This window comes from Massilia forsythiae, from assembly GCF_012849555.1.
Taxonomy (GTDB): domain Bacteria; phylum Pseudomonadota; class Gammaproteobacteria; order Burkholderiales; family Burkholderiaceae_D; genus Telluria; species Telluria forsythiae.
Genome location: NZ_CP051685.1, coordinates 775,698 through 798,600 on the forward strand (window position 1 = coordinate 775,698; position 22,903 = coordinate 798,600).

Genomic DNA, 22,903 nt, shown 5'->3' on the forward strand with positions numbered 1-22,903 from the left:
GACAGCTGCGCCCTACCCCGCCGCCGCGCCGCGCTCGTGCACCCGGCGCCCCAGCGCATAGGTAGCCTGGATGGCGCGGTCGTCGCCCAGCAGCGCCAGCGCGAACAGGGTCTCTTCCAGTGCGTCGCTGTGCGCGGTGCGGCGCGCCAGCAGCGGCGTGGCCTTGGGGTCGAGGACGATGAAATCCGCCTCGGCGCCGGGCACGAAATTGCCGATCGTGCCCTCCAGCCGCATGCTGCGCGCGGCGCCCAGCGTGGCGAGATAGAACATGCGCAGCGCCGGCAGGTAGCTGCCTTTCAAGCGCGCAACTTTATACGCTTCATTCATGGTTTGCAACATCGAGAACGAGGTGCCGGCGCCGACGTCGGTGCCCAGCGAGACCGGCGCCCCGGCATTGTCGGCGCGCGCCAGGTCGAACAGGCCGCTGCCCAGGAACAGGTTCGAGGTCGGGCAATGCGAGATCGCCGCGCCGGTGTCCGCCATGCGTGCGAAGTCGGTGTCGTCCAGCCAGATGCAGTGGCCGAACATGGCGCGCGGGCGCATCAGGCCGTAGTGCTCGTAGACTTCCAGGTAGCTGCGCCGCTGCGGGAACAGCTCGCCCACCCAGGCGCATTCGTCCTGGTTTTCCGCGACGTGGGTCTGGATGAAGGTGTCCGGATAGGCCTTGGCCAGCTCCCCGGTGGCGACCAGTTGCGCCTCGGTCGAGGTCGGGGCGAAGCGCGGCGTGATCGCGTACATGGCGCGGCCCTTGCCGTGCCAGCGCTCGATCAGCGCCTGGCTGTCGCGCATGTCGGCGCTGTCGCGCAGGAAGTCGGGACAGTGGCGGTCCATCAGCACCTTGCCGCCGCCCATGCGCAGCCGGCGCGCGGCGCTGGCCTCGAACAGCGCATCCACCGACCCCGGATGCACGGTGCAGTAGACCAGCGCCGTGGTGGTGCCGTTGCGTAGCAGCTCGTCCAGGAAGAAATCGGCCGTCGCGCGCCCGTGCGCCGGGTCCTCGAAACGGCGCTCGGTCGGGAAGGTGTAGGTGTCCAGCCACGGCAGCAGGCCCGGCGCCGGCGAGGCGATCATGTCGGTCTGCGGGAAGTGGATGTGGGTGTCGATGAAGCCGGGGCAGATGATCTTGCCGCGGTAATCAGCCACGGGCGCACCGGGCGGCAGCGTGGGCAGCAGCGCGGCATGGTCGCCGGCGGCCTTGACGCGGCCGTCCTCGACGACCAGCAGGCCATCCTCGATCCAGGTGTGGGCGTCCGCCGTAAAAGCCGGATCGGCGTGGAAATGCAGCAGGCTCGCTCGGAAGGCCTGCACGGTGGATTCGGTCGACATCAGTTTCTCTCTAATTGGGGGATGGCTTCCCAGGCCAGCAGCAGCTGCGCGGCGACGGCGACGGCGATCACGCCGGGCTGCTTGCCGGCGATGCCGGGCACGCCGATCGGGCACGCCATGGCATCCAGGCGCGCCTGGGAAATGCCGCGCTCGCGCAGGCGGCGTTCGAACTGCGCACGCTTGGTGCTCGATCCGATCAGGCCGAACCAGTCCTGGCCGGGGCGCTGCAGGATCGTCTCGGCCAGGCGCTGGTCGAGCGCGTGGCTGTGGGTCATGACCAGGAACCAGGCGCCGGGCGCGGCCTGCGCGGCCACGGCTTCCGGGGTATCGGTGGCCTCGACGGTGACATTATGCGGCAGCGCGGACGGAAACAGGTCGGCGCGCTCGTCCACCCAGGTCACGCGGCACGGCAGCGCGCCCAGCACGCGCACCAGGGCGGCGCCGACGTGGCCGGCGCCGAACAGCAGCACGTGCCGGTGCGGCGCCGCGACGCGGTCGGCCAGCCAGCGCCGGCCGGCGGCGTCGCGCAGCACGTGGGTGCCGCCGGCGCGGTCGAAGGCGGGGAATACGCCCTGCTGCGGCGGGTGCTGCGGCGTGTGTTGCATTATCGGCGCCGGGACGGACGCGGCGGCGGATGCCGCGCCCGCCGCCCGGCCGGCGTCGGCCGTTGCCGCGGCAGCGCCGCACCACGCGCCGCCGGCCGCGGCATGTTCCGCCCGGGCGTGCGCGGCATGGCGGCCGCAATGCAGCAAGCCGCCACCGGCATCGAACAGCGCTGCGGCAGGCGAGCCGTCCAGCGCCGCCAGGCGCCAGCCATCCTGGCCGCGGCCGGCCACCTGCGCCGCCAGCGCGGCCAACTCGTCGCGCTCGACGCGCTCGAACGCCAGGTGCACCACGCCGCCGCAGCACTGGCCCAGGCCGGGTCCGAGCGGGTAGCGCTCCAGGCGCGCCGCCAGGGCGCCTTCCGCCAGCATGGCGCGGGCGCGCTCGATGGCGCGCAGCTCCAGGTGGCCGCCGCCGATGGTGCCCCACTGCGCCGCCGCGCCGACCAGCAGGTGCGCGCCCGCTTCGCGCGGCACCGAGCCTTCGGCGTGCGCGACCGTGACCAGCACCGCCTGCTCCGGCAGGGCGGCAGCGCGGCCGTCGGCGCCGGCGAACAGCCAGTCGTCCATGCTCAAGCCTCCATGCTCAGGCGGCCCGCACCGGCGCGCCGGCGGCTTGCACCGCCGCCACCGCATCCAGGATGGCTTCGCAGGTGGCCGGCGCCTGCAGGGGCGGATCGACGCGGTGCCCGCCGACGCTGGAAATGGCATCGCGGATCGCGAAGAACACCGAGAACGGCAGCAGCAGCGGCGGCTCGCCCACCGCCTTGGAACGGTGGATCGAATCCTCGACGTTGGCGTTGTCGAACAGGCGCACGCGGAAATCCTCGGGGCAGTCCGACACGCCCGGGATCTTGTAGGTCGACGGCGCGTGCGTGGTCAGCTTGCCGGCGCCGTTCCAGCGCAGTTCCTCGGTGGTCAGCCAGCCCATGCCCTGGATGAAGGCGCCTTCGACCTGGCCGATATCGAGGGCGGGATTGAGCGAGCGGCCGGCGTCGTACAGCGCATCGGCGCGGGTCAGCTTCCATTCGCCGGTGAGGGTGTCGACCACCACCTCCGCCACCGCCGCGCCGTAGGCGAAGTAGGAAAACGGATTGCCGGTCATGGTCTTCGGGTCCCACGACAGGCCCGGCGTGGCATAGAAGCCGTCCGACCACAGCTGCACGCGCGCCAGATAGGCCTTGGCGACCAGGTCACCGAACGGAATCTCGTGGCCAGCGACGGACACCGTGTCCGCCGCGAAGCGCACGCCGTCCGGGTCGCCGCCGTACTGGCGCGCGGCGAATGCCGCCAGGCGCTGGCGGATCTGATACGCCGCATCCTGCGCCGCCTTGCCGTTCAGGTCGGCGCCGGTGGAAGCCGCCGTGGCCGAGGTATTCGCCACCTTGTCGGTGCGGGTCGCCGTGACGCGCACGCGCGCCAGGTCCACGCCCAGTTCGTGCGCCACCACCTGCATGATCTTGGTGTTGACGCCCTGCCCCATCTCGGTGCCGCCGTGGTTCACCAGGATCGAGCCGTCCACGTAGACGTGCACCAGCGCGCCGGCCTGGTTCAGGTGGGTGACGTTGAAGGCGATGCCGAATTTCACGGGCGTGAGCGCCAGGCCCTTCTTGAGCACCGGGCTGGCGCGGTTGTAGGCCTCGATGGCGGCGCGGCAGGCGCGGTAGTCGCTGCCGGCTTCCAGCTCGTCCACCAGTTCGTGGATGACGTTGTCGACGATGACCTGGCCGTAGGGCGTGACATCGCGCCCTTCCCCCTTGCGGCCGTAGAAGTTCAGCTTGCGCACGTCGAGCGCGTCGCGTCCCAGATTGCGCGCGATCTCGTCGAGCACGTATTCCATCGCGATCGCGCCCTGCGGCCCGCCGAAGCCGCGGAAGGCGGTGTTCGACTGCGTGTTGGTCTTGCCGCAGGCGGCGCGGATATCGACGTCGGAGAGGTAATAGGCGTTGTCGAAGTGGCAGACCGCGCGCGTGGCCACCGGGCCGGACAGGTCGGCCGAATAGCCGGCGCGCGACACCATGTCGACGCGCGCCGCGACGATGCGGCCGTCGTCGTCGTGGCCGACCTCGTACTCGTAATGGAAGCAATGGCGCTTGCCGGTGACCAGCATGTCGTCGTCGCGGTCGGCGCGCAGCTTGACCGGACGGCGCAGCAGGCTGGCCGCCACCGCGGCGGCGGCGGACCACAGCGCCGATTGCGATTCCTTGCCGCCGAAGCCGCCGCCCATGCGCCGGCACTCGACCGTCACGTGGTGCGAATGCAGGCCGAGCGCGTGCGCCACCACGTGCTGCATCTCGCTCGGGTGCTGGGTCGAGCATTGCACCAGCATGCCCTGGTTTTCCTGCGGGATGGCGTAGGCGATCTGCCCTTCCAGGTAAAACTGTTCCTGGCCGCCGACATACAGTTCGCCCTTGACGCGGTGCGGGGCGCGCTCGAAGGCGGCCTGGGCATCGCCGCGCTGCAGGCGCATCGGCGGCAGCACGTACGACTGCGCGGCGCGCGCCGCCTGCGGCGTCAGGATCGCCGGCAGTTCTTCGTAGTCGACCTCGGCCAGGCGCGCGGCGCGGCGCGCGTTGTCGTGGCTGTCCGCCACCACGATGAAGACCGGCTGGCCGACGTACTGCACCAGGCCGTCGGCCAGGATCGGATCGTCGTGGATGATCGGGCCGCAATCGTTGGTGCCGGGGATGTCGCTGGCCGTGTACACCGCCGTCACGCCGCGGCTGGCGCGCACGCGCGACAGGTCGATGGCGAGGATGCGCGCATGCGCCCTGGCGGACAGGCCCAGCGCCGCGTGCAGGGTGCCGCGCACCTCGGCGATGTCGTCGGTGTAGTCGGCCTGGCCGAGCACGTGCAGGCGCGCCGATTCGTGCGGCGCCGGCTTGCCGACCGCGGCCCAGGGCGCGGCGGCGGGCGCAGGCGCGGCATCGGCTCGCGGCGCCGCCGGCGCGGTATCGGCTTGCGGCGCTGCCGGCGCCTCGGCCGTCACGGCCGGCGCGCTGCCCGGCACCGGCTCGGCGACCGGTTCGCGTACCGGGTCCGGCAAGGGATCGCGCGCGCTGTCGACATCCGGTCCGCTGCCGGCGCCGGGGGCCGGCTGGAGGGTGGAAACGGGGACGCCTGCGTCGTTCATGCTCATGCTCCTTCCACATGCGCGGCGCCGCGGCCGGCGGCGAACGCGTTCACCGACTGCGGCGGCAGCGGATCGTCGATGCGGGTCTCGAGCCAGAAGCGGCGCAGCAGGTTCTGCGCCGCGCGCATGCGGTAGGTACTGGAGGCGCGCATGTCCGACAGCGGCGTGTAGTCGCCGGCCAGCGCCGCCATGGCGTCGCGCAGGGCGGCTTCGTCCCAGGCGCGGCCGCGCAGCGCGCTTTCCGCCCCGAGGGCGCGCTTCGGCGTGGCCGCCATGCCGCCGAAGGCGATGCGCGCCGCGCGCACCGTACCGCCGTCGTCCAGCTGCAGCGCAAAGGCGGCGCACACGGCCGAGATGTCCTGGTCGAAGCGCTTGGCCAGTTTATAGACACGGAACGCCGTGCCGGCCTGCGGCAGCGGCACCCGCAGCGCCTGCACGAACTCACCCGGCAGCCAGGCCTTGTGCTGGTAGCCGAGGTAGAAATCCTCGAGCGGCATGCTGCGTTCGCCGTCCGGGCCGCGCAGCACCAGCATGCTGCCCAGCGCGATCAGCCACGGCATCGAGTCGCCGATCGGCGAGCCGTTGGCGACGTTGCCGCCGAGCGTGCCGGCATTGCGGATCGGCAGAGAAGCGAAGCGCTGGCGCAGTTCGCCCAGTTCGTTCGGGTAGTGGCGGCACACGGCGGCGTAGGCGTCTTCCAGCGACACGCCGGCGCCGATCTCGATGTCGCCTTCCCGTTCGCGCACCTGCCTGAGCTCGTCCACCTGGCCGAGGTAGATGATGTCGCCGAGTTCGCGCAACTGCTTGGTGACCCACAGGCCGACGTCGGTGGAACCGGCCACCAGCACCGCGTCCGGATTGGCCGCACGCGCCGCCGCCAGCTCGTCCAGCGTGCGCGGCGCATGGAAGGCGCGGCCGGCGTGGCTGTACACCGACCCGCCGTCGCGCCGCAGCGCGCGCAACTGGTCCGCCAGCGCGGCGCGGTCGAATGCCACGCGCGGCAGTTCGGTCATGCGGCGGGCGGCGTCGATGATCGGGCGGTAGCCGGTGCAGCGGCACAGGTTGCCGGACAGGGCGTCGTCGACCTGGCAGCGGCTCGGCGCGCCCGCGTCCGGCGCCTGTTTCAGGTACATGCCCCACAGCGACATGGCGAAGCCCGGCGTGCAGAAGCCGCATTGCGAACCGTGGCACTCCACCAGCGCCTGCTGCACCGGATGCAGTGCGCCGCCGGCCTGCTGCAGGTCTTCCACCGTGAACAGGGCCTTGCCGTCCAGCGTCGGCGTGAACTGGATGCAGGCGTTCACCGCCTTCAGCTGCAGGTCGTCGCCTTCCAGCGCGCCGATCACCACCGTGCAGGCGCCGCAATCGCCTTCGGCGCAGCCTTCCTTGGTGCCGGTGCAATGGCGGTCCTCGCGCAGGTGCTGCAGGATGGTCTGCGTCGGCGCCACCCCGCTCACTTCTTGGACGGCGCCGCGGAACAGGAAACGGATCGGTGTGGACATGCTTGCCTCGGATGTAAACCAACCCGCAAGAGTAGCATCGGGCGCAAATTATGGATATCAGAAAAAAATGATTTTACATATCAGTCAATTCGTATATCGATGAACGCCGCCGGCGCTAGCCGACGAAGGGGTGCACCGCCCGCCAGTGGCGCGCGATGTCGATGCGGCGCGTGATCCAAACATGGTTGTGGCGCTGCACATAATCCAGGAAGCGCGCCAGCGAGGCCGCCCGCGCCGGCCGCCCGGCCAGGCGGCAATGCAGGCCGATCGACAGCATCTTCGGCTGGTTCAGGCCGTTCGGGTCGCCCTCGGCGTACAGCACGTCGAAGGCATCTTTCAGATAATCGAAGAACTGGGTACCGGAATTGAAGCCCTGCATGGCGGCGAAGCGCATGTCGTTGGTGTCCAGCGTGTACGGCACCACCAGGTGCGGCTTCGCCAGCGGCGCGCCGTCTTCTCCTGCGATCTCGATCCGGGTCCAGAACGGCAGGTCGTCGCCATAGTAATCGCTGTCGTAGTCGAAGCCGCCGTGCTCGACCACCAGCCGGCGCGTGTTCGGCGAATCGCGTCCGGTGTACCAGCCCTGCGGCGCTTCCCCGGTCAGTTCGCGCAGGATGGCGACCGCCTCGCGCATGTGGGCGCGCTCGGTGGCTTCGTCGACGTGCTGGTACGAGATCCAGCGCAGGCCGTGGCAGGCGATCTCGTGGCCCAGCTCGCGGCATGCCGCCGCCGCTTCCGGATGGCGCTGGAGCGCCATCGCCACCCCGAACACCGTCAGCGGCAGCTTGCGTTCCTCGAACAGGCGCAGGATGCGCCACAGCCCGGCGCGCGAGCCGTACTCGTACAGCGATTCCATGCTCATGTGGCGCATCGAAAAGGCCTGGGCGCCGATGATCTCCGACAAAAAGGTTTCCGAGGCCGGGTCGCCGTGCAGCACGCTGTTCTCGGCGCCCTCCTCGTAGTTGAGCACGAACTGCAGGGCGATGCGCGCCTCGCCCGGCCATTGCGGATGGGGCGGATTGCGGCCGTAGCCGGTCAGGTCGCGCGGATAGTGCTGGATGCTGTCGTTCATGGGCCTCGGCTCGGGTCGGGTATATCCGCCATCTTATATTGCAAAAAGCACACCGGTATATCATCGACGGCATACGGCATGTCAGTGCCGCCATATGGCCATAATCGACAGGAGAAACTCGGGATGGGAAAACTCAGCACCCACGTGCTCGACACGGCGCAAGGCAGGCCCGCCGCCGGCGTGGCGGTGGAATTGTACGAAGCCGGCGACGCCGGCCGCACTTTGCTCAAGCGCGCCGTCACCAACGCCGACGGCCGCTGCGACGGCCCGCTGCTGGAAGGCGATGCCCTGCGCGCCGGGCGCTACGAACTGGTATTCGCCGCCGGCGATTATTTTGCGGCGCACGGCATCCCGTTGCCGGAGCCGCGCTTCGTCGACCGCGTCACGATCGCCTTCGGCGTGGCCGACGCTTCCCAGAACTACCACGTGCCGCTGGTGGTGACGCCGTGGTCGTATTCGACCTACCGCGGCAGCTGAGCCGGCAATCGCGGGCGCCGCGCGGCGCCCGTGCCCATCCTTCCCCTCGCATCGCATCGCATCGCATCGCATCGCTTTCCAGCATACGGCCCATTGCCGCTGCCCGGCGATAGCGCCGATCGTCAAATTGTTCAATATCACGATTGAAACTATGTAGGGAGCCTACAACAGTTTGTTTTGGTCGTTCGTATTGCTGTGAATCAAGGTTACGTTTTTCTTGCAGCAAAAATTGCCGCAGGGATACAATCATTTTCGATAAATCTGTTGTTTGGCCTGCCATTTGGCGTGTCCTGCGCAACAGGCCTTGCGTAACCCTGATCTATATTTTCTCGAGTATCCCTATGAAAAAGCGTGTTATCGCGAGCTTGCTCGCCTTGCCCCTTGCCGTCCCTGCCGTCCATGCGCAGGACAACGCCGTGCGCATCAGCGGCTTCGGCAGCGGCGCCCTCACCTGGACCAATACCGACCGCGCCGAATTCGGCCGCCCCAACCAGGCCAGCGGCGCCGACAAGCACGTCACCACCGGCGTCGATTCGAACCTCGGCCTGCAGGCCGATGCGCCGCTCAACAGCTGGCTGTCGGCCACCGCCCAGGGCCTGGTGCGCAAGGATGCCGAGGACGACTTCGGCGCCGAGCTGACCCTGGCCTTCGCCAAGGCCAAGCTGTCCGACGAGTTCAGCGTGCGCGTCGGCCGCATGGGCCTGCCGATCTTCATGATCTCCGACTACCGCAACGTCGGCTACGCCAATACTTTCCTGCGTCCGCCCACCGAGATGTATTCGCAGGTGGTGTTCAACCACCTGGACGGCGTGGACGGTACCTGGCAGCACGCCTACGGCGACACCAACCTGACCGCCCAGCTGGGCGTGGGACGCTCGAAGGCCGACCTGGCCGGCGGCCTGACCATGAAAGGCGACAACGTCACCGTCCTCAACCTGGTGGCGGAACACGGCCCGCTGACCATGCGTATCGGCCGTGCCGACACCAAGATCAGCATCGACAATTCGACCACCGTCAACGGCCTGCTGAACGGCTTGCGCGCTGCCGGCAGCGGCTACCGTTTCGCCCAGTTGAACCAGCTGGCCGACGACCTGCAACTGCACAGGAAAAAAGCGTCGTTCACCTCGGCCGGCATCGGCCTCGACTGGAACGACATCATCGTCCAGTCCGAATACGCCAAGCGCAAGATCGACGGCTATGCCAACGACACCACCTCGTGGTACGCGATGGCCGGCTACCGCGTCGGCAAGTTCCTGCCCTACTACCTGCACTCGTCGCTGAAGATCGACAGCGCCGTCGCCAACACCGTGCCGGGCGCCTGCCCGGCCGGCTATCCGGCGGCTTGCGCCCCTACCCTGGCGGCGCTGTCGAACGGCGTCAACCGCCTGAAGGTCAGCGGCGTCGGCCAGGGCGAGCAGGAAACCGACAGCATCGGCGTGCGCTGGGACTTCTACCGCTCGGTGGCGCTGAAGGCGCAGGTCGACCGCGTGCGTCCGCAGAACGGCACCGGCCTCTTGATCGCGCCGCAACCGGGCTTCCGCGGCCCGGTGACGGTGGGCGCGGTGTCCCTCGACTTCGTGTTTTGAAGGAGCCTGGCATGAACCGACTGATGATTGCAGTGATCGCCTGCGCGCTGGCCGCGCCGGCCATGGCCGAAGTGGTGGTGGTGGCCAATCCCAAGGCTGCCGAGGCCAGCATGACAAAGGACCAGGTCGCCCAGTTCTTCCTCGGTAAATCGAGCGCCATGACCCCGGTCGACCAGGCCGAGGGTGCGCCGATCCGCGCCGAGTTCTACAAGAAGGTCACCGACAAGGATGCGTCCCAGGTGAAGGCGCTGTGGTCCAAGCTGGTCTTCACCGGCAAGGCGACGATGCCGAAGGAAGCCGCGGACAGCGCTGCCGTCAAGAAGGCGGTGGCCGCCGATCCGAAGGCGATCGGCTACATCGACAAGGCCGCGGTCGACGGCACGGTCAAGGTTTTGTATACCGCGCCGTAAACGACGGATGCCGGCCTGTCCCGTGCGCGGACGGACCGGCATTTTTTCGCATTCTCCAGGAGTCGTCAACATATGAGCATCAAGCGCAGGATCTGGGCACTACCGGTCATTTCGGCCGTCATCTTCGGCCTCGGCGTCGCCGTCAGCACCAGTTTCGCCAGCCGTGCGCTGGATTCGATCCACACCACCGAAAGCACCGATTTCCCGCTGCTGGATGCCTCCAAGGCGCTGACGGCCGAGATCCAGAGCGTCACCGACGGCTTGCGCGACGCGGTCAGCGAAGGCGACAAGGCACGTATCGGCCAGGTGAACGAACAAGCCAACCGGGTGCGCGCGCGCCTGGCCAAGGTGGTCAGGATCGCCGGCATGGAAGACACCGGCAAGCGCCTGTCGAAGGAATTCGAGGATTACCTGGCGCCGGCGGTATCCGCCGCCAAGATCATGCTCGACATGGAGCAAGGCGATCCGCAGGCCACGGTGACGCGCATGCAGGGCGCGCTGGGCGTGCTGAACAAGGACGTGGCGGCATTTGCCGCACAGGCGCAGCAGAAATTTGCCAGCGGTATCGCCAACAGCGAATCGAGCGTGCGCCGCGTGCTGGTCACCACCATCGCCACCGCCCTGGTCGTGATCCTGACCATGGTCGCCGTGTCCTGGTTCGTGGTGCGCACCATCTGGCAGCAATTGGGCGGCGAGCCGAAGTATGCGCGCGACATCACCCGCGCGGTGGCCGCCGGCGACCTGTCGATGGAAATCCGCCTGGAGGCCGGCGACCAGCACAGCCTGCTGGCCGCGCTGCAGGACATGCGCGCGCGCCTGGCCAACATGGTATCCGGCATCAAGACCTCGGCCGAGACCATCGCCGTGGCCAGCGCCGAGATCGCCAGCGGCAACGCCGACCTGGCCAGCCGCACGGAGTCGCAGGCCGGACGCCTGGAAAACACCACGCGCGCCATGGAATCGCTCACCGACACCGTGCGCGCCAACGCCGCCAACGCCAACCAGGCCAACCAGCTGGTGGTGTCGGCCAGCGATATCGCCACCCGCGGCGGCGAAGTGGTCGGCAACGTGGTGCAGACCATGGGCGCCATCAATTCTTCGGCCGGCAAGATCGTCGAGATCATCTCGGTGATCGACGGCATCGCCTTCCAGACCAACATCCTGGCATTGAACGCGGCGGTGGAAGCGGCGCGCGCCGGCGAGCAGGGGCGCGGCTTCGCGGTCGTGGCCGGCGAGGTACGCAACCTGGCCCAGCGCAGCGCCGCCGCCGCCAAGGAAATCAAGGAACTGATCGGCGACTCGGTGGCCAAGGTCAACGCCGGCTCGGCGCTGGTCGACCAGGCCGGCGTGACCATGGAGCAGATCGTGGCCTCGGTGCGCAAGGTGCACGACATCATGGCCGAGATCAGCGAAGCCGGCCAGCGCCAGACCGAAGGCATCGAACAGATCGGCCGCGCCATCGACGACATGGACCAGATGACGCAGCAGAATTCCGCGCTGGTCGAGCAAGCCTCGGCCGCGGCCGAATCGCTGACCGACCAGACCGGCCAGTTGTCGGGCGCGCTGGCCGTGTTCAAGCTGGCCGACGCGGGCGGCCGCCCGGCCATGCAAGGTACACACAGCGCGCGTCCGGCGCCGCTGGCACTGGCCGGCTGAAGCGGCGCCGCCGGCGTCCTGCCGCAGGGCCGGGACCGCGAAGGCGGTTCCGGCCCTTTTTCATTGGTGCGGACAATGCTGGAAATGCGGCGCGGCGTCCAGCCGTCTTCCAGGCTGGGAAACGGTGGCAGCGCCAGTCCCTGGACATGCTGGCTGTATATACGGCACAACAAAATTGATAATTTCCACTAGGAAATGTGAATATTCACGCATTTTCCTTGTGGAAACAATTTGTCTCAAATTACAATCATTTTCAGCAAATAACAGTGTGCCTTCAACGACTGGGCAGCACTGTTTCACTCGTCTCTCATCACCTCAACGCAATAACCCGACCCACCGTATCCATGAACAACATCCTTACCGCGGCAGTGCTCGCCCTGCCGCTGGCCATGTCCAGCGCCTATGCCCAGGACACTTCCGCGCTGCGCATCAGCGGCTTCGGCACCGGCGCCCTCACCTGGGGCGATACCGACCAGGCCGAATTCGCCCGTCCCAACCAGGTCAGCGGCGTCAAGAAGGACCCGCGCACCGGCGTCGATTCCAACCTCGGCCTGCAGGCCGACTACCGCGTCAACGACTGGCTGTCCGTCACCGGCCAGGGCCTGGTGCGCAAGGACGCCACCGACGACTACGGCGCCGAACTGACCTGGGCCTTCGCCAAGGCGAAAATCTCGGACAACCTGAGCGTGCGCGCCGGCCGCGTCGGCTTGCCCGCCTTTATGATTTCCGACTACCGCAACGTCGGCTATGCCAACACCTTCCTGCGTCCGCCGTCGGAAGTGTATTCGCTGGTGCCGCTCAACAGCGTCGACGGCGTCGACCTGACCTGGCAGACGGCGTATGCCGACACCACCTTCACCGCGCAGGTGGCGCTGGGCCGCAGCAAGACCGAAGTCACCGGCGGCGCCCACGTGGATGCCAAGAACGTACGTGCGATCAACCTGAGCGCCGAACACGGCCCGTTCACGCTGCGCTTCGGCCGTACCGAATCCAAGGTGACGGTGGCCGATTCGGCGCAGCTGAACACCCTGATCGCCACGCTGGACAAGGCCGGCACCGCGCTGCGCATCGGCCAGATCAACGACATGGCGCGCCTGATCGAAAGCCGCGACAAGAAAGGCACCTTCACCTCGGTCGGCGCCGGCATGGACTGGCACGACATCGTGCTGCAGAGCGAATACGCCAAGCGCAAGCTGGCCACCAACTCCGGCGCCACCGACGCCTGGTACGTGATGGGGGGCTACCGCATCGGCAAGTTCCTGCCCTACTACACCCACGCCAGGCTGACGGTCAAGGCCGACTTCGCCAACACCATCCCGACGTCCTGCCCAGCCGGCTATCCGGCGGCCTGCACCCCGACCGTGCGCGCCTTGAACGCCGTCGTGGAAGGCTTGCGCAACGGCGACAACGGCAAGGCCCAGACCACCGACAGCATCGGCCTGCGCTGGGACGTGGCCAGCTCGGTCGACGTCAAGTTCCAGGTCGACCGCATCAGGCCGCAAGGCAGCGGCCTGTTCGTGCACACCGCGCCGGGCTTCCATGGCCCGGTCACCGTCGGCGCCGTCGCCGTCGACTTCGTATTCTGAGGAGAGCCCATATGAAACAACTGATCAACGCCACGCTCGCTGCCACTGCGTTTGCCCTGGCCGTGCCGGCAATGGCCGAAGTCGTGGTCGTGGGCAACCCGAAGGCCGCCGAGAGCAGCATGAGCAAGGACCAGGTCGCCCAGTTCTTCCTCGGCAAATCCAGCGCCATGACCCCGGTCGACCAGCCGGAGAGCGCCGCCATCCGTTCCGAGTTCTACAAAAAAGTGACCGACAAGGACAGCGCGCAGGTGAAATCGCTGTGGTCCAAGCTGGTGTTCACCGGCAAGGCCACGATGCCGAAGGAAGTCGCCGACAGCGCCGCCGTCAAGAAGGCCGTCGCCGCCGATCCGAAAGCCATCGGCTATATCGACAAGGGTGCGGTCGACGGTTCGGTGAAGGTGCTGTACACCGCCCAGTAATCCACCACCGGATCCCGGTCGGGATCCGGAACTGTCGCGCCCGGTCGCTGTCCAACCGGGCGCCGGCAGCCCCAGCATGGCCCGGCATCCCTCACACCGCCATCGGGAGCGCCATGTCCTTGCATTCACGCCCATGCCGTAGCGCATGCCATTCTGTCTACGTGGTATGTATACCTCTTTCCTTACGACAATCTCTTTACAAATTTAGTGCCCACGGGCATCATCCAAAGCATCCGCCGGGGCCGCTTCCCACAGCGCTTGCCATGCCCTGCCTGTCGTCCTCCTTCCGTTCCTGACTTATGGCCGCAGTCCTTCCCACCACCACCACTGGCAGCATGCTGCCCGGGTTGGCGCGCGCCCTGGTCCAGTCCGGCAAGCTCGGCATGCCGCAGGCGGACACCCTGCAAAAGAAGGCGGCCAACGACAAGGTCGGCTTCATCGACGCCCTGCTCGGCTCGGGCGCGATCGATGCGCGCAACCTGGCGCTGTTCTGCGCCGAGACCTTCGGCTACCCGCTGCTCGACCTGTCCGCCTTCAGCCCGGAGATGCTGCCCGCCAACGCCATCGACGCCAAGCTGATGCAGACGCTGCGCGTGGTGCCGCTGTCCAAGCGCGGCAACAAGATGTCGGTGGCGCTGTCCGACCCGACCAATTCCCAGGCCCTCGACCAGATCAAGTTCCAGAGCGAAGCCTCGGTCGAGCCGGTGATCGTCGCCCACGACGTGCTGCAGGCGCTGCTGGCCAGCCTGGCCAAGAGCGGCGACCAGAGCCTGAACGACCTGGTGGGCGAGGAAGGCGACATCGAATTCGCCGAAGAGGAATCGCAGGCCGCGGCAGCGGAAGCGCCGGTGTCCGAAGTCGAGGACGCGCCCATCGTGCGCTTCCTGAACAAGGTGCTGATGGACGCGATCACGCTGGGCGCATCCGACCTGCACTTCGAACCCTACGAAAAGCAGTACCGCATCCGCCTGCGCGTGGACGGCGTGCTGCGCGACCACATGGCGCCGCCGCTGGCGATCCGCGACAAGCTGGTCTCGCGCATCAAGGTGCTGGCCAAACTGGACATCTCGGAAAAGCGCGTGCCGCAGGACGGCCGCATGCGCCTGGTGCTGTCGCCGACCCGCACCATCGACTTCCGCGTCAGCACGCTGCCCACGCTGTTCGGCGAAAAGACCGTCATGCGTATCCTCGACGCCACACAGGCACAGATGGGCATCGACGCGCTCGGCTACGACCCCGACCAGAAGGCGCTGCTGGTGGACGCCATCACCCGCCCCTACGGCATGGTGCTGGTGACCGGCCCGACCGGCTCCGGCAAGACGGTGTCCCTGTACAGCTGCCTGAATTTGCTGAACAAACCCGGCATCAACATCTCGACCGCGGAAGACCCGGCCGAGATCAACCTGCCCGGCGTGAACCAGGTCAACGTCAACGAAAAGGCGGGACTGACCTTTCCGATCGCCCTGAAGGCGTTCCTGCGCCAGGACCCGGACATCATCATGGTGGGCGAGATCCGCGACCTGGAAACCGCCGACATCGCGATCAAGGCGGCCCAGACCGGCCACATGGTGTTCTCGACGCTGCACACCAACGACGCCCCGTCCACCCTGACGCGCCTCATGAACATGGGCGTGGCGCCATTCAACATCGCCTCCTCCGTGATCTTGATCACGGCGCAGCGCCTGGCGCGCCGCCTGTGCACCTGCAAGCAGCCGCTCGAGGTCGGGCGCGACGTATTGAAATCGGCGGGTTTCCGCGACGCCGACCTGGAAGGCGACTGGAAGCCGTACGGCCCGATCGGCTGCGAGCGCTGCCTGGGTTCCGGCTACAAGGGCCGCGTCGGCATCTACCAGATCATGCCGATCACGGAAGCGATCGAAGCCTTGATCCTGGGGCACGGCAACGCCATGCAGATCGCCGCCCAGGCCGAGCTGGAAGGCGTGAATTCTCTGCGTCGCTCCGGCCTGATGAAGGTGAAACAAGGACTCACCAGCCTCGAGGAAGTCCTCGGCTGCACCAACGAATAGGACGGCAAGCATGGCAACCACTTCAGCGCAACTGCGCGCCGGCGGCGCCCAGGTCAAGGAACACGTGTTCGCCTGGGAAGGCCGCGACAAGACCGGCAAGATCGTGCGCGGCGAAATGCGCGCCGGCGGCGAAACCATCGTCAACGTGACTCTGCGCCGCCAGGGCATCATGGTGACCAAGGTCAAAAAGAAGGCGTATCGCAGCGGCAAGAAGATCGTCGACAAGGACTTGACGCTGTTCACGCGCCAGCTGGCCACCATGATGAAGGCCGGCGTGCCGCTGCTGCAATCGTTCGACATCGTCGGCAAGGGCCATGCGAACCCGTCCATGTCGAAGCTGATCCTGGACCTGCGCGGCGACATCGAGACCGGCACCAGCCTGAACAACGCCTTCCGCAAGTACCCGCTGTACTTCGACCCGCTGTTCTGCAACCTGGTGGGCGCCGGCGAACAGGCCGGCATCCTGGAAGACCTGCTCACGCGCCTGGCGATCTACAAGGAAAAGACGCTGGCGCTGAAGGCCAAGATCAAGTCGGCGCTGATGTACCCGATCTCGATCCTGGCGATCGCCTTCATCGTCACCGCCGTGATCATGATCTGGGTGGTGCCGGCCTTCAAGGAAGTGTTCACCAGCTTCGGCGCCGACCTGCCCGCCCCGACCCTGATCGTGATGGGCATCTCCGACTTCGTCGTCAAGTGGTGGTACCTGATCTTCGGCTCGCTGTTCGGCAGCCTGTACTTCTTCTTCCAGGCCTGGCGCCGCTCGCCCAACATGCAGGCCGCGATGGACCGCCTGCTGCTGCGCCTGCCGGTGTTCGGCGGCGTGATCCGCAAGGCCACCATCGCCCGCTGGACCCGTACCCTGGCCACCATGTTCGCCGCCGGCGTGCCGCTGGTCGAAGCGCTGGATTCGGTCGGCGGCGCCTCCGGCAACGCGGTCTACGTCGACGCCACCAGGCGCATCCAGACCGAAGTGAGCACCGGCACCAGCCTGACCGTGGCGATGCAGAATGCCAATGTATTTCCGAACATGGTGACGCAGATGGTGTCGATCGGCGAGGAATCGGGCGCGCTGGACGGGATGCTGGGCAAGGTGGCCGATTTTTATGAAGAGGAAGTCGACGAGGCGGTGGCGGCCTTGTCGTCGCTGATGGAGCCGATGATCATGGTGATCCTCGGGGTGCTGATCGGCGGGCTGGTGATTGCGATGTATTTGCCGATCTTTAAATTGGGATCGGTGGTGTGAGAATGCGCGTCCATTCGCCTGAAGGCAAAGCGACGCGCACTTTCAGGCTTGCGATTTAGCGCATGCCGCCACTGCTCACGAAATGCTCACGGGCGTAGGCCAGCAACTGGCCTTCCGACGGGTGATCGACGGTTTCGACGGCCTTGATCTTGGCGGCGATCGCCGGCATTTTCTCGGTCAGATAGGTAACGAACACTTTCTTTTCTTCCGAAGGACCGACCACCAGGATCTGCTGGCTGTCCGTCAATGCGTTCGCGATATCCTTGTGAAACAGTGTGTTGTCGTCGCCATTCACATGGTTGTCGCCATGCTTCTGATGCGGATGCGGATGGCTCGAATGCGTCTTGAACGATTCGGTATCCGACGCATCCTTGTCGAAATGGATGACTTGGGCTTTGGTGTGGTCGAGCCAGACGATGGTGTTGTTGAATGCCATGGTAAGTTTCCTGATGAAGTTGTCAATAAATTACTGAAACAGACAGTGGCATCAGATTAAAGCAAGCCACGCCCTGTGTGAGTACGGTGACGCACCAAGCACGAGCGGAAAGCGCGAGCGGGAACACAGTCGATGCAAGCAGCGCCTCAGTGGCGCTTGTAGCGCAGCCAGACGGCGCCGCCTTCCTGCACATCGGCCGAGGCCAAGGTCAGGTAGCTCGGCCTGGTCCACGCCTCCTTGGCGATTTCGAACGATGACGGGTGCTCGCCGCGCCCGTCGACCAGCGGCAGGATCAGCACGCTGACCTCGTCGACCAGGCCGGCATTCACGAACGAGCCGCTCACGTGGGGGCCGCCTTCGACCACCAGGCGCTTCGTGCCGAGTTCGTCGGACAGGATCTGCAGCACCAGCGCCAGGTCGATGTCGGTCTTGCCGGCGAAAATGTAGGAGACCTCGATCGAGCGCAGGTAGGCGAGGTAATCGTCGGCGACCGCTTCGGTCAGCACGGCGACCACGTGCGAACCCAGCGCTTCATTGCTTTTCCAGGCCACCTTGCCGTGACCATCGATGGCGATCGCATACGTGTCCGCATCGCGCTTGGCAAAGTAGTGGGTGCGCGGCAGCGGCGCCTTGGCCAGCCCTTTCGGATAGCCCTCGCCGTGGGCGATTTCTTCCATCGTGGTGCGGCCACAGATCCAGCCGTCGAACTCGAAAGTCTGGGCCAGTTTTTCGTAGAGGTCGCCTGCGGCTTTCTTGAACGGGCGGTCCCAGCCATCGGTCAGTGCGTGGCCGTCGAGCGAGGACATCATGTGGCAGATAACGTAGGGTTTCATCGGGTTCTCCGGGAGCGATACCATTGATATTGGGAAGACAAATTTTGGGTCTTGGCTTGACTTGGTGTTGTCGAACCAAAAATCAATGGGAAAGCGACGGCAGCATCGTACGCGCCGGAGTAGCGTCATATGTATTACGCAATCATATCGTGCGAAAATTTTCGACACTCGACTTGAGTTTCGCACCGCAACTGGTCACGTCGTCTTCAAAGGCGATCGAAACGCCTTTGATGTGATGACGCGGCGAACCGCTAACGATCTTGCATCCGTTATGCCCTGATATGGGACAAGTACAGGAATCGCCGACACAGGCGACAGGAATGCCTCCTACCTTGAAATTGCTGGCGGCCGTGCCGATCACTTTGCCGCCATGGGACGTGGTGTCGCCCAGCCGAATCACTTTACGCATAGTTGTTCCTTTTCATGCTTTGAATTCAATGCTGTGACGCGCTCTTTTGCGACTCTGCCGGCACTGCACCGGTGTGCAGGACCTCACCGACCGTGGGTGGCTTATAGTTTTCGGGATCGATAGCAGGTGTCACTTTGTGTTTGAACACATCTCGCCTTCCCTGTTTCTTGCGGCTTTCCTCGGTCGGCGGGCTGATGAACACGATGCTTGCGCCGGCAGGATCGCGCAGGTTGACGGCGGCCGACGTACCGCCTTCGATGTAGCTGCCCATGACGCCGAGCGCCATCTGCATGAAGAACGTGCTCGCTCCGGCATTGCCGATGCGGTGATCGGTATTGATGAACTGTGCGGTCTTGCCGGTGTCGATTTCCGGTCCGCCTTGCGCGGCATAACTGTATAGGGTGCCTTCGAATGCGAGCTGCTGCTCCACCTGCTTGCCGAATGCACCGACGATACGCGCCGGGCCTTTGGCCCGTTCGCCCGCCGGCAAGGTTTGCAGGGCTTGCTGCCAGCCCGATTCCAGGATCTTTTGGCGGTCGGCACGGCGCTTGACCGGCCGGCCGTGTCCGTCCTCGAATTTGACGAAGACCGGACGGTGGATATAACCCAGCGACGGCAAATTGTCGAAAGCTTGCATCTGGTTGCGGTTCCACGGAACGGGAAACCAGGGCGTCGGTTTCCAATCCTTGGGAGGGTCGTTCAGCCAGCGGCGGAAAGCGGCCAGCGAGATGTCGGCTTCTTTCTTGTCGAAGACTGGACGCTTGGCGAAGGCAGCGGCGGCGGTGAGCCATTCGGCAACCGTGGGCGGGCGACTCCTATTGAATACATCGTTATTGGCGAGCTTTTCAGGCGTGGGCACCGTGTCCTTCAATGCGTAATACATCCTGCGCAGGTTTTCCTGGAGATAGTCGTTGTCCGGATCGTTCCAGATGTATGGGCGCAACGGCTCGATTCTTTCACGGCGCGCCAGGACGAAAACGGCGGTTGAATCGGGCATCTCGGGTATGAAATAACCATCTGTGATAATTGGTGGACTGCCGGGAGCGCGTGAGATATGCCGCGCGACCGAGCTGTCGTCGGCCATGAGAACGGCATAAGGCAGGTCCGGATGGGCATCAAAGAACGCGAACACTTGCTCCAGCAACTGATCAGGGCGCTCTCCAAGCTGCCATGGTCCGGTGACGAACAGATGCCATGCCATTCCCGTGTTTTCCGCACTAGCTCCCATGCCCGCCATCGGCCGTATCTCGCTGGGCTCTTCGGCAGGGTCCAAGATGGCACTCCCGGCATAAAAAGTCGGCACGCCCCAGAACATCGGCGACGGCTCGACACCGTTCTCGAGCGCGTCGAGCGCACGTCCGCCGCTCACCCCAATCTTGTCGTCCGACGTCCACTCGTATTTGTTGGGATCCTTCTCGCGGATGCTGGTATAAGGCGTTCCTTGCTGCAGGATATCCCACAGCCTGCCCTGCCGGTATTTCTCGACCGTGACGCCCATGCCTATGACTTCCAGCACGTATTCACGGCGCACCTTTTCCATATGCGCCGCCGTTTCCTGGTCCTTGAGATGCCGCGTCTTTTGCTCCCACTCTTGCGAACGCGCATTGGCCCTGAAGGCCGCAACCAGCCAACCAGTACCGAACAGCAGCGCAACCGCTATCAGCGGCACGCCGAACCACCTGATCTTGTCCATCGTCGTCTCCATGTCAGCATTGGATAATTCCGGGTGCAATACCTGAAAATCGAACATCAGCCACAGTAGAAGCACGATTGGAAAACTCGCCACCGCGCCGGCAACATAGCGCCAGGCCTTGGGCTGCTTAACCGCCACCTTGTCTTCAACAAAAGTCGGCGCACTCATGTTTTCTCCGTCGGCAAATCCGGCCGGTTGATCCGGCTTCCACTCTTCGTTTCCGATATCACGATGTCACATAGTTTTCCTGTCAATAAGGGCAAACACGTCGGCAATCGTCCGCTGCTGTAATAAGCCACATTGCCTTCTATCAGTTCACGTCGCCACTTGGGCTCGCATCCGAGATAAGCGCTGTACTTTGTAATGAATTCGCTCCAGATCATCATTCCTGGACGAAGCTGGTCCCTAGGCGGAGGATTTTTCAGTCGCCAGTCCGCCACCGCACACAGGTAGGCGTAGAAATTGGGATCGCTCGATGCCTTGCCGCTGCCGATGGCAACGTCATACGCCGTCACCTGGCTGTGGTTCTTGCGGCTGTCAAAGATCGCGCTATGAAAGGATTTGGCGGACACTTCATGTTGCCAGCGCCGGCGCGCCGCGTTCGGGCTTTCCATGATGTCCGCCATTACCTTGCCGTCCGGGTAGCGAATGGCGCGTATCACGGTAAAGTTGTCGTTCGGGTCGGTACCATCAGGAAAACGTTCCTTGTTGTATGAAGCCGTCATCCGATCTAGTTCCGCTTTGCCAAGGTCTTGTGTCGTGCCGCCAGAATGAACCCGCCCGGTTTGGCCGACTTGGATGCCAGGGGATGTGCTCCGCAGCGTCGGGTCCGGCCGTTGTTCGCGCTGCACTTGGAGTCCGCCACTGGCGGTGACGGCGATCGCCGCAGTGATAGGATCCACTTCTTCGCATGGACCGCGATCGGCAGGCTTCAGGTTGGCATGCATCGAGTTCGCCGGGATCCTGTCGGCATCGATCTGGTTGCCGCGCATATCGGCCAGGCACGGCTTGGCCAGTGCTTCGCCATTGATCGTGCGGATACCGAGACGTCGTTGCTCGGGTTTGTCTTCAGGATGTGGCGGCCATGTGGCTATCGGCAGCGAACTACGCAAACTTCTTCCGCTGGACTCGACGTGCGCGTGATCGTCCTCGCCTGCCACACGCAGCACGAAGTCGTGCGGTGGCAGGCCGACCAGTACCGGTGCCGCTTTCCTGGTGCGAGGATCCGGGCGCTGCTTGGCGGTGAACACCCGCTGACGGAAGCTGTCGCCAAGCTCCTTCAGCGGCTGGCGTTTGACCGAGTGCGGCGTCCATTCCTGCCGTCGCACCATATCGACATCGCCGCCACGGCCCCACTTCTTTTTCACCGATTCGTAACTTGCCTGTAAACCTTCGATATGGTCCGGTATACCTTGCCAGCCGATACCGCGCATGTTCTCCAATGCGACTGTCATGTCCTCCGGGCTGAAATATAGATATACCTTGCCCCGGTTATCACGGTCGCCGTCCGGCTTCCAGCGACCTTCGACCATGCCATTGCAACCAGTCTCGGTGATCTGTGCAAAAACCGGTGCCGTTGCCTTGGCTTTCGCAATGCCCTGCACGATGTTGACCAGCGTCTGTAATCTTCCATGCAAACTTTGCACTCCCGAAATCTTGTCGTAATGCGGCTTCATTACTTCGTCGGTTCCGCCTGAAAATAAACTGACGGCACTGGCAGCCAATTTCCATTCATCTTCCAGGCTGTACGGCGGATGCGTAAGGATCAATGCGTCGGCCGTGCGCTCGCCCATTTCCATCAGGAATGCCTGGGCAAGCAAGCTGATGAGGCATCCCTGGCTGTGGGCGACAATCGTCACCGTGTCCTTGGGTTCGTAGTCGCGGATCATCGACACCAGGGCCGCCATGCGGCGCGCGGCCAGCACCATGTACATGTGCCCGGGGCCATCCTTCAGTGGCCGCAGAGGATCGCGCATCACATCGACCGGTGCTCCGACACCGCGATTCCACATATCGGGCAGCGTGCTGGTGGCATTGCCGAATGGGCCGCCGCCTTTCGACAAATCCTTGTCGAGGCGGTTGCCGTATCGATCGGTCTTCTGGCCATTGACGGTTTTTGTCTCGCTCCCGACTTCCCGAAAACCCCAGTAAAACGGAATTACCGGGCTATCCGTTTCCTTGTTTGTCTTGCGCTTGAAATACACCAGGTCCGGGTCGTCCACGACCTCGTCCTTGTCGGTCGGTGCTGTATAGGCCGCCGGCTTGAAATGGCGGAACAAGCGCTGTTCCAGCCCGGCGCACAAGCCCTCTTCCACCTCGCCAAAGCCACTACCGACATCGTTCACGCCATGGATGATGATGATGTTGCCCGGCTTGTCACGTGGGTGCTCGATGATCTTGTCGGCGGCCCGCTTGTGCTGTAGCACAGTACTGGTCTGGCTCGCCACGTATTCCGGTTTTGGATACTTGCCGCTCATGTTCGCTCCAGAA

Annotated in this window: 18 protein-coding genes; 8 read left to right on the forward strand and 10 right to left on the reverse strand. The window is 65.2% G+C overall.

The features are described 5' to 3' along the window. Window positions 1–12: 12 nt before the first annotated feature. The 5 genes from guaD to puuE all read right to left on the reverse strand — a co-directional run bounded on the left by guaD (window position 13) and on the right by puuE (window position 7,635). Complete coding sequence (guaD, locus tag HH212_RS03305) at window positions 13–1,326, reverse strand: guanine deaminase (protein WP_169434078.1); 1,314 nt, start codon at window positions 1,324–1,326, stop codon at window positions 13–15. Beyond that, a complete protein-coding gene (gene xdhC / locus HH212_RS03310; RefSeq protein WP_169434079.1) occupies window positions 1,326–2,498 on the reverse strand; it encodes a xanthine dehydrogenase accessory protein XdhC in 1,173 nt (390 codons plus the stop codon). Before xdhC ends, guaD begins: the two co-directional genes overlap by 1 nt. 16 nt (window positions 2,499–2,514) lie before the next feature. Further along, on the reverse strand, window positions 2,515–5,061 hold the full coding sequence (gene xdhB, locus HH212_RS03315) for a xanthine dehydrogenase molybdopterin binding subunit (protein WP_229217544.1): 2,547 nt from the start codon (window positions 5,059–5,061) through the stop codon (window positions 2,515–2,517). Window positions 5,062–5,063: 2 nt separating this feature from the next. After that, the gene (gene xdhA, locus HH212_RS03320; protein ID WP_169434080.1) at window positions 5,064–6,563 is read right to left on the reverse strand and encodes a xanthine dehydrogenase small subunit; all 1,500 of its coding nucleotides are present in this window, start codon (window positions 6,561–6,563) and stop codon (window positions 5,064–5,066) included. Between the two features lie 115 nt (window positions 6,564–6,678). Further along, window positions 6,679–7,635 carry an allantoinase PuuE gene (gene puuE / locus HH212_RS03325; protein ID WP_169434081.1) on the reverse strand — a complete coding sequence of 319 codons (957 nt, stop codon included), beginning with the start codon at window positions 7,633–7,635 and terminating at the stop codon, window positions 6,679–6,681. Between the two features lie 123 nt (window positions 7,636–7,758). On the opposite strand from puuE, the gene uraH reads away from it, so the two are divergent. The 8 genes from uraH (at window position 7,759) to HH212_RS03365 (ending at window position 17,042) form a co-directional block, all read left to right on the forward strand. Next, on the forward strand, window positions 7,759–8,112 hold the full coding sequence (gene uraH, locus HH212_RS03330; protein WP_169434082.1) for a hydroxyisourate hydrolase: 354 nt from the start codon (window positions 7,759–7,761) through the stop codon (window positions 8,110–8,112). Between the two features lie 341 nt (window positions 8,113–8,453). Beyond that, window positions 8,454–9,698: a hypothetical protein gene (locus tag HH212_RS03335; protein WP_169434083.1), complete on the forward strand. Its 1,245-nt coding sequence runs from the start codon at window positions 8,454–8,456 to the stop codon at window positions 9,696–9,698. An 11-nt stretch (window positions 9,699–9,709) separates the two neighbouring features. Further along, a complete protein-coding gene (locus tag HH212_RS03340; protein WP_169434084.1) occupies window positions 9,710–10,108 on the forward strand; it encodes a hypothetical protein in 399 nt (132 codons plus the stop codon). 72 nt (window positions 10,109–10,180) lie between these two features. After that, window positions 10,181–11,764, forward strand: coding sequence for a methyl-accepting chemotaxis protein (locus tag HH212_RS03345; protein WP_169434085.1), 1,584 nt, complete (start codon window positions 10,181–10,183; stop codon window positions 11,762–11,764). 344 nt (window positions 11,765–12,108) lie between these two features. Further along, entirely contained in the window at window positions 12,109–13,350 is a 1,242-nt protein-coding gene (locus HH212_RS03350) for a hypothetical protein (RefSeq protein ID WP_169434086.1), read from the forward strand. 11 nt (window positions 13,351–13,361) lie between these two features. Then, a complete protein-coding gene (locus HH212_RS03355; protein WP_169434087.1) occupies window positions 13,362–13,769 on the forward strand; it encodes a hypothetical protein in 408 nt (135 codons plus the stop codon). A gap of 299 nt (window positions 13,770–14,068) precedes the next feature. Then, a complete protein-coding gene (pilB, locus tag HH212_RS03360; RefSeq protein WP_169434088.1) occupies window positions 14,069–15,796 on the forward strand; it encodes a type IV-A pilus assembly ATPase PilB in 1,728 nt (575 codons plus the stop codon). Window positions 15,797–15,806: 10 nt separating this feature from the next. After that, a complete protein-coding gene (locus HH212_RS03365; RefSeq protein WP_169434089.1) occupies window positions 15,807–17,042 on the forward strand; it encodes a type II secretion system F family protein in 1,236 nt (411 codons plus the stop codon). Between the two features lie 55 nt (window positions 17,043–17,097). Here HH212_RS03365 and HH212_RS03370 read toward each other — a convergent pair whose 3' ends face one another. From HH212_RS03370 to HH212_RS03390, 5 genes are all read right to left on the reverse strand, one after another. Further along, entirely contained in the window at window positions 17,098–17,478 is a 381-nt protein-coding gene (locus HH212_RS03370) for a translational machinery protein (protein WP_169434090.1), read from the reverse strand. A 146-nt stretch (window positions 17,479–17,624) separates the two neighbouring features. Further along, on the reverse strand, window positions 17,625–18,311 hold the full coding sequence (locus tag HH212_RS03375) for a dihydrofolate reductase family protein (RefSeq protein ID WP_169434091.1): 687 nt from the start codon (window positions 18,309–18,311) through the stop codon (window positions 17,625–17,627). A 142-nt stretch (window positions 18,312–18,453) separates the two neighbouring features. Continuing rightward, a complete protein-coding gene (locus HH212_RS03380) occupies window positions 18,454–18,720 on the reverse strand; it encodes a PAAR domain-containing protein (RefSeq protein WP_169434092.1) in 267 nt (88 codons plus the stop codon). 25 nt (window positions 18,721–18,745) lie between these two features. Next, the gene (locus HH212_RS03385; RefSeq protein ID WP_169434093.1) at window positions 18,746–20,581 is read right to left on the reverse strand and encodes a type VI lipase adapter Tla3 domain-containing protein; all 1,836 of its coding nucleotides are present in this window, start codon (window positions 20,579–20,581) and stop codon (window positions 18,746–18,748) included. Further along, window positions 20,578–22,890, reverse strand: coding sequence for a T6SS effector phospholipase Tle3 domain-containing protein (locus HH212_RS03390; protein ID WP_169434094.1), 2,313 nt, complete (start codon window positions 22,888–22,890; stop codon window positions 20,578–20,580). The genes HH212_RS03385 and HH212_RS03390 overlap by 4 nt, the downstream gene beginning before the upstream one ends. Window positions 22,891–22,903 lie beyond the last annotated feature (13 nt).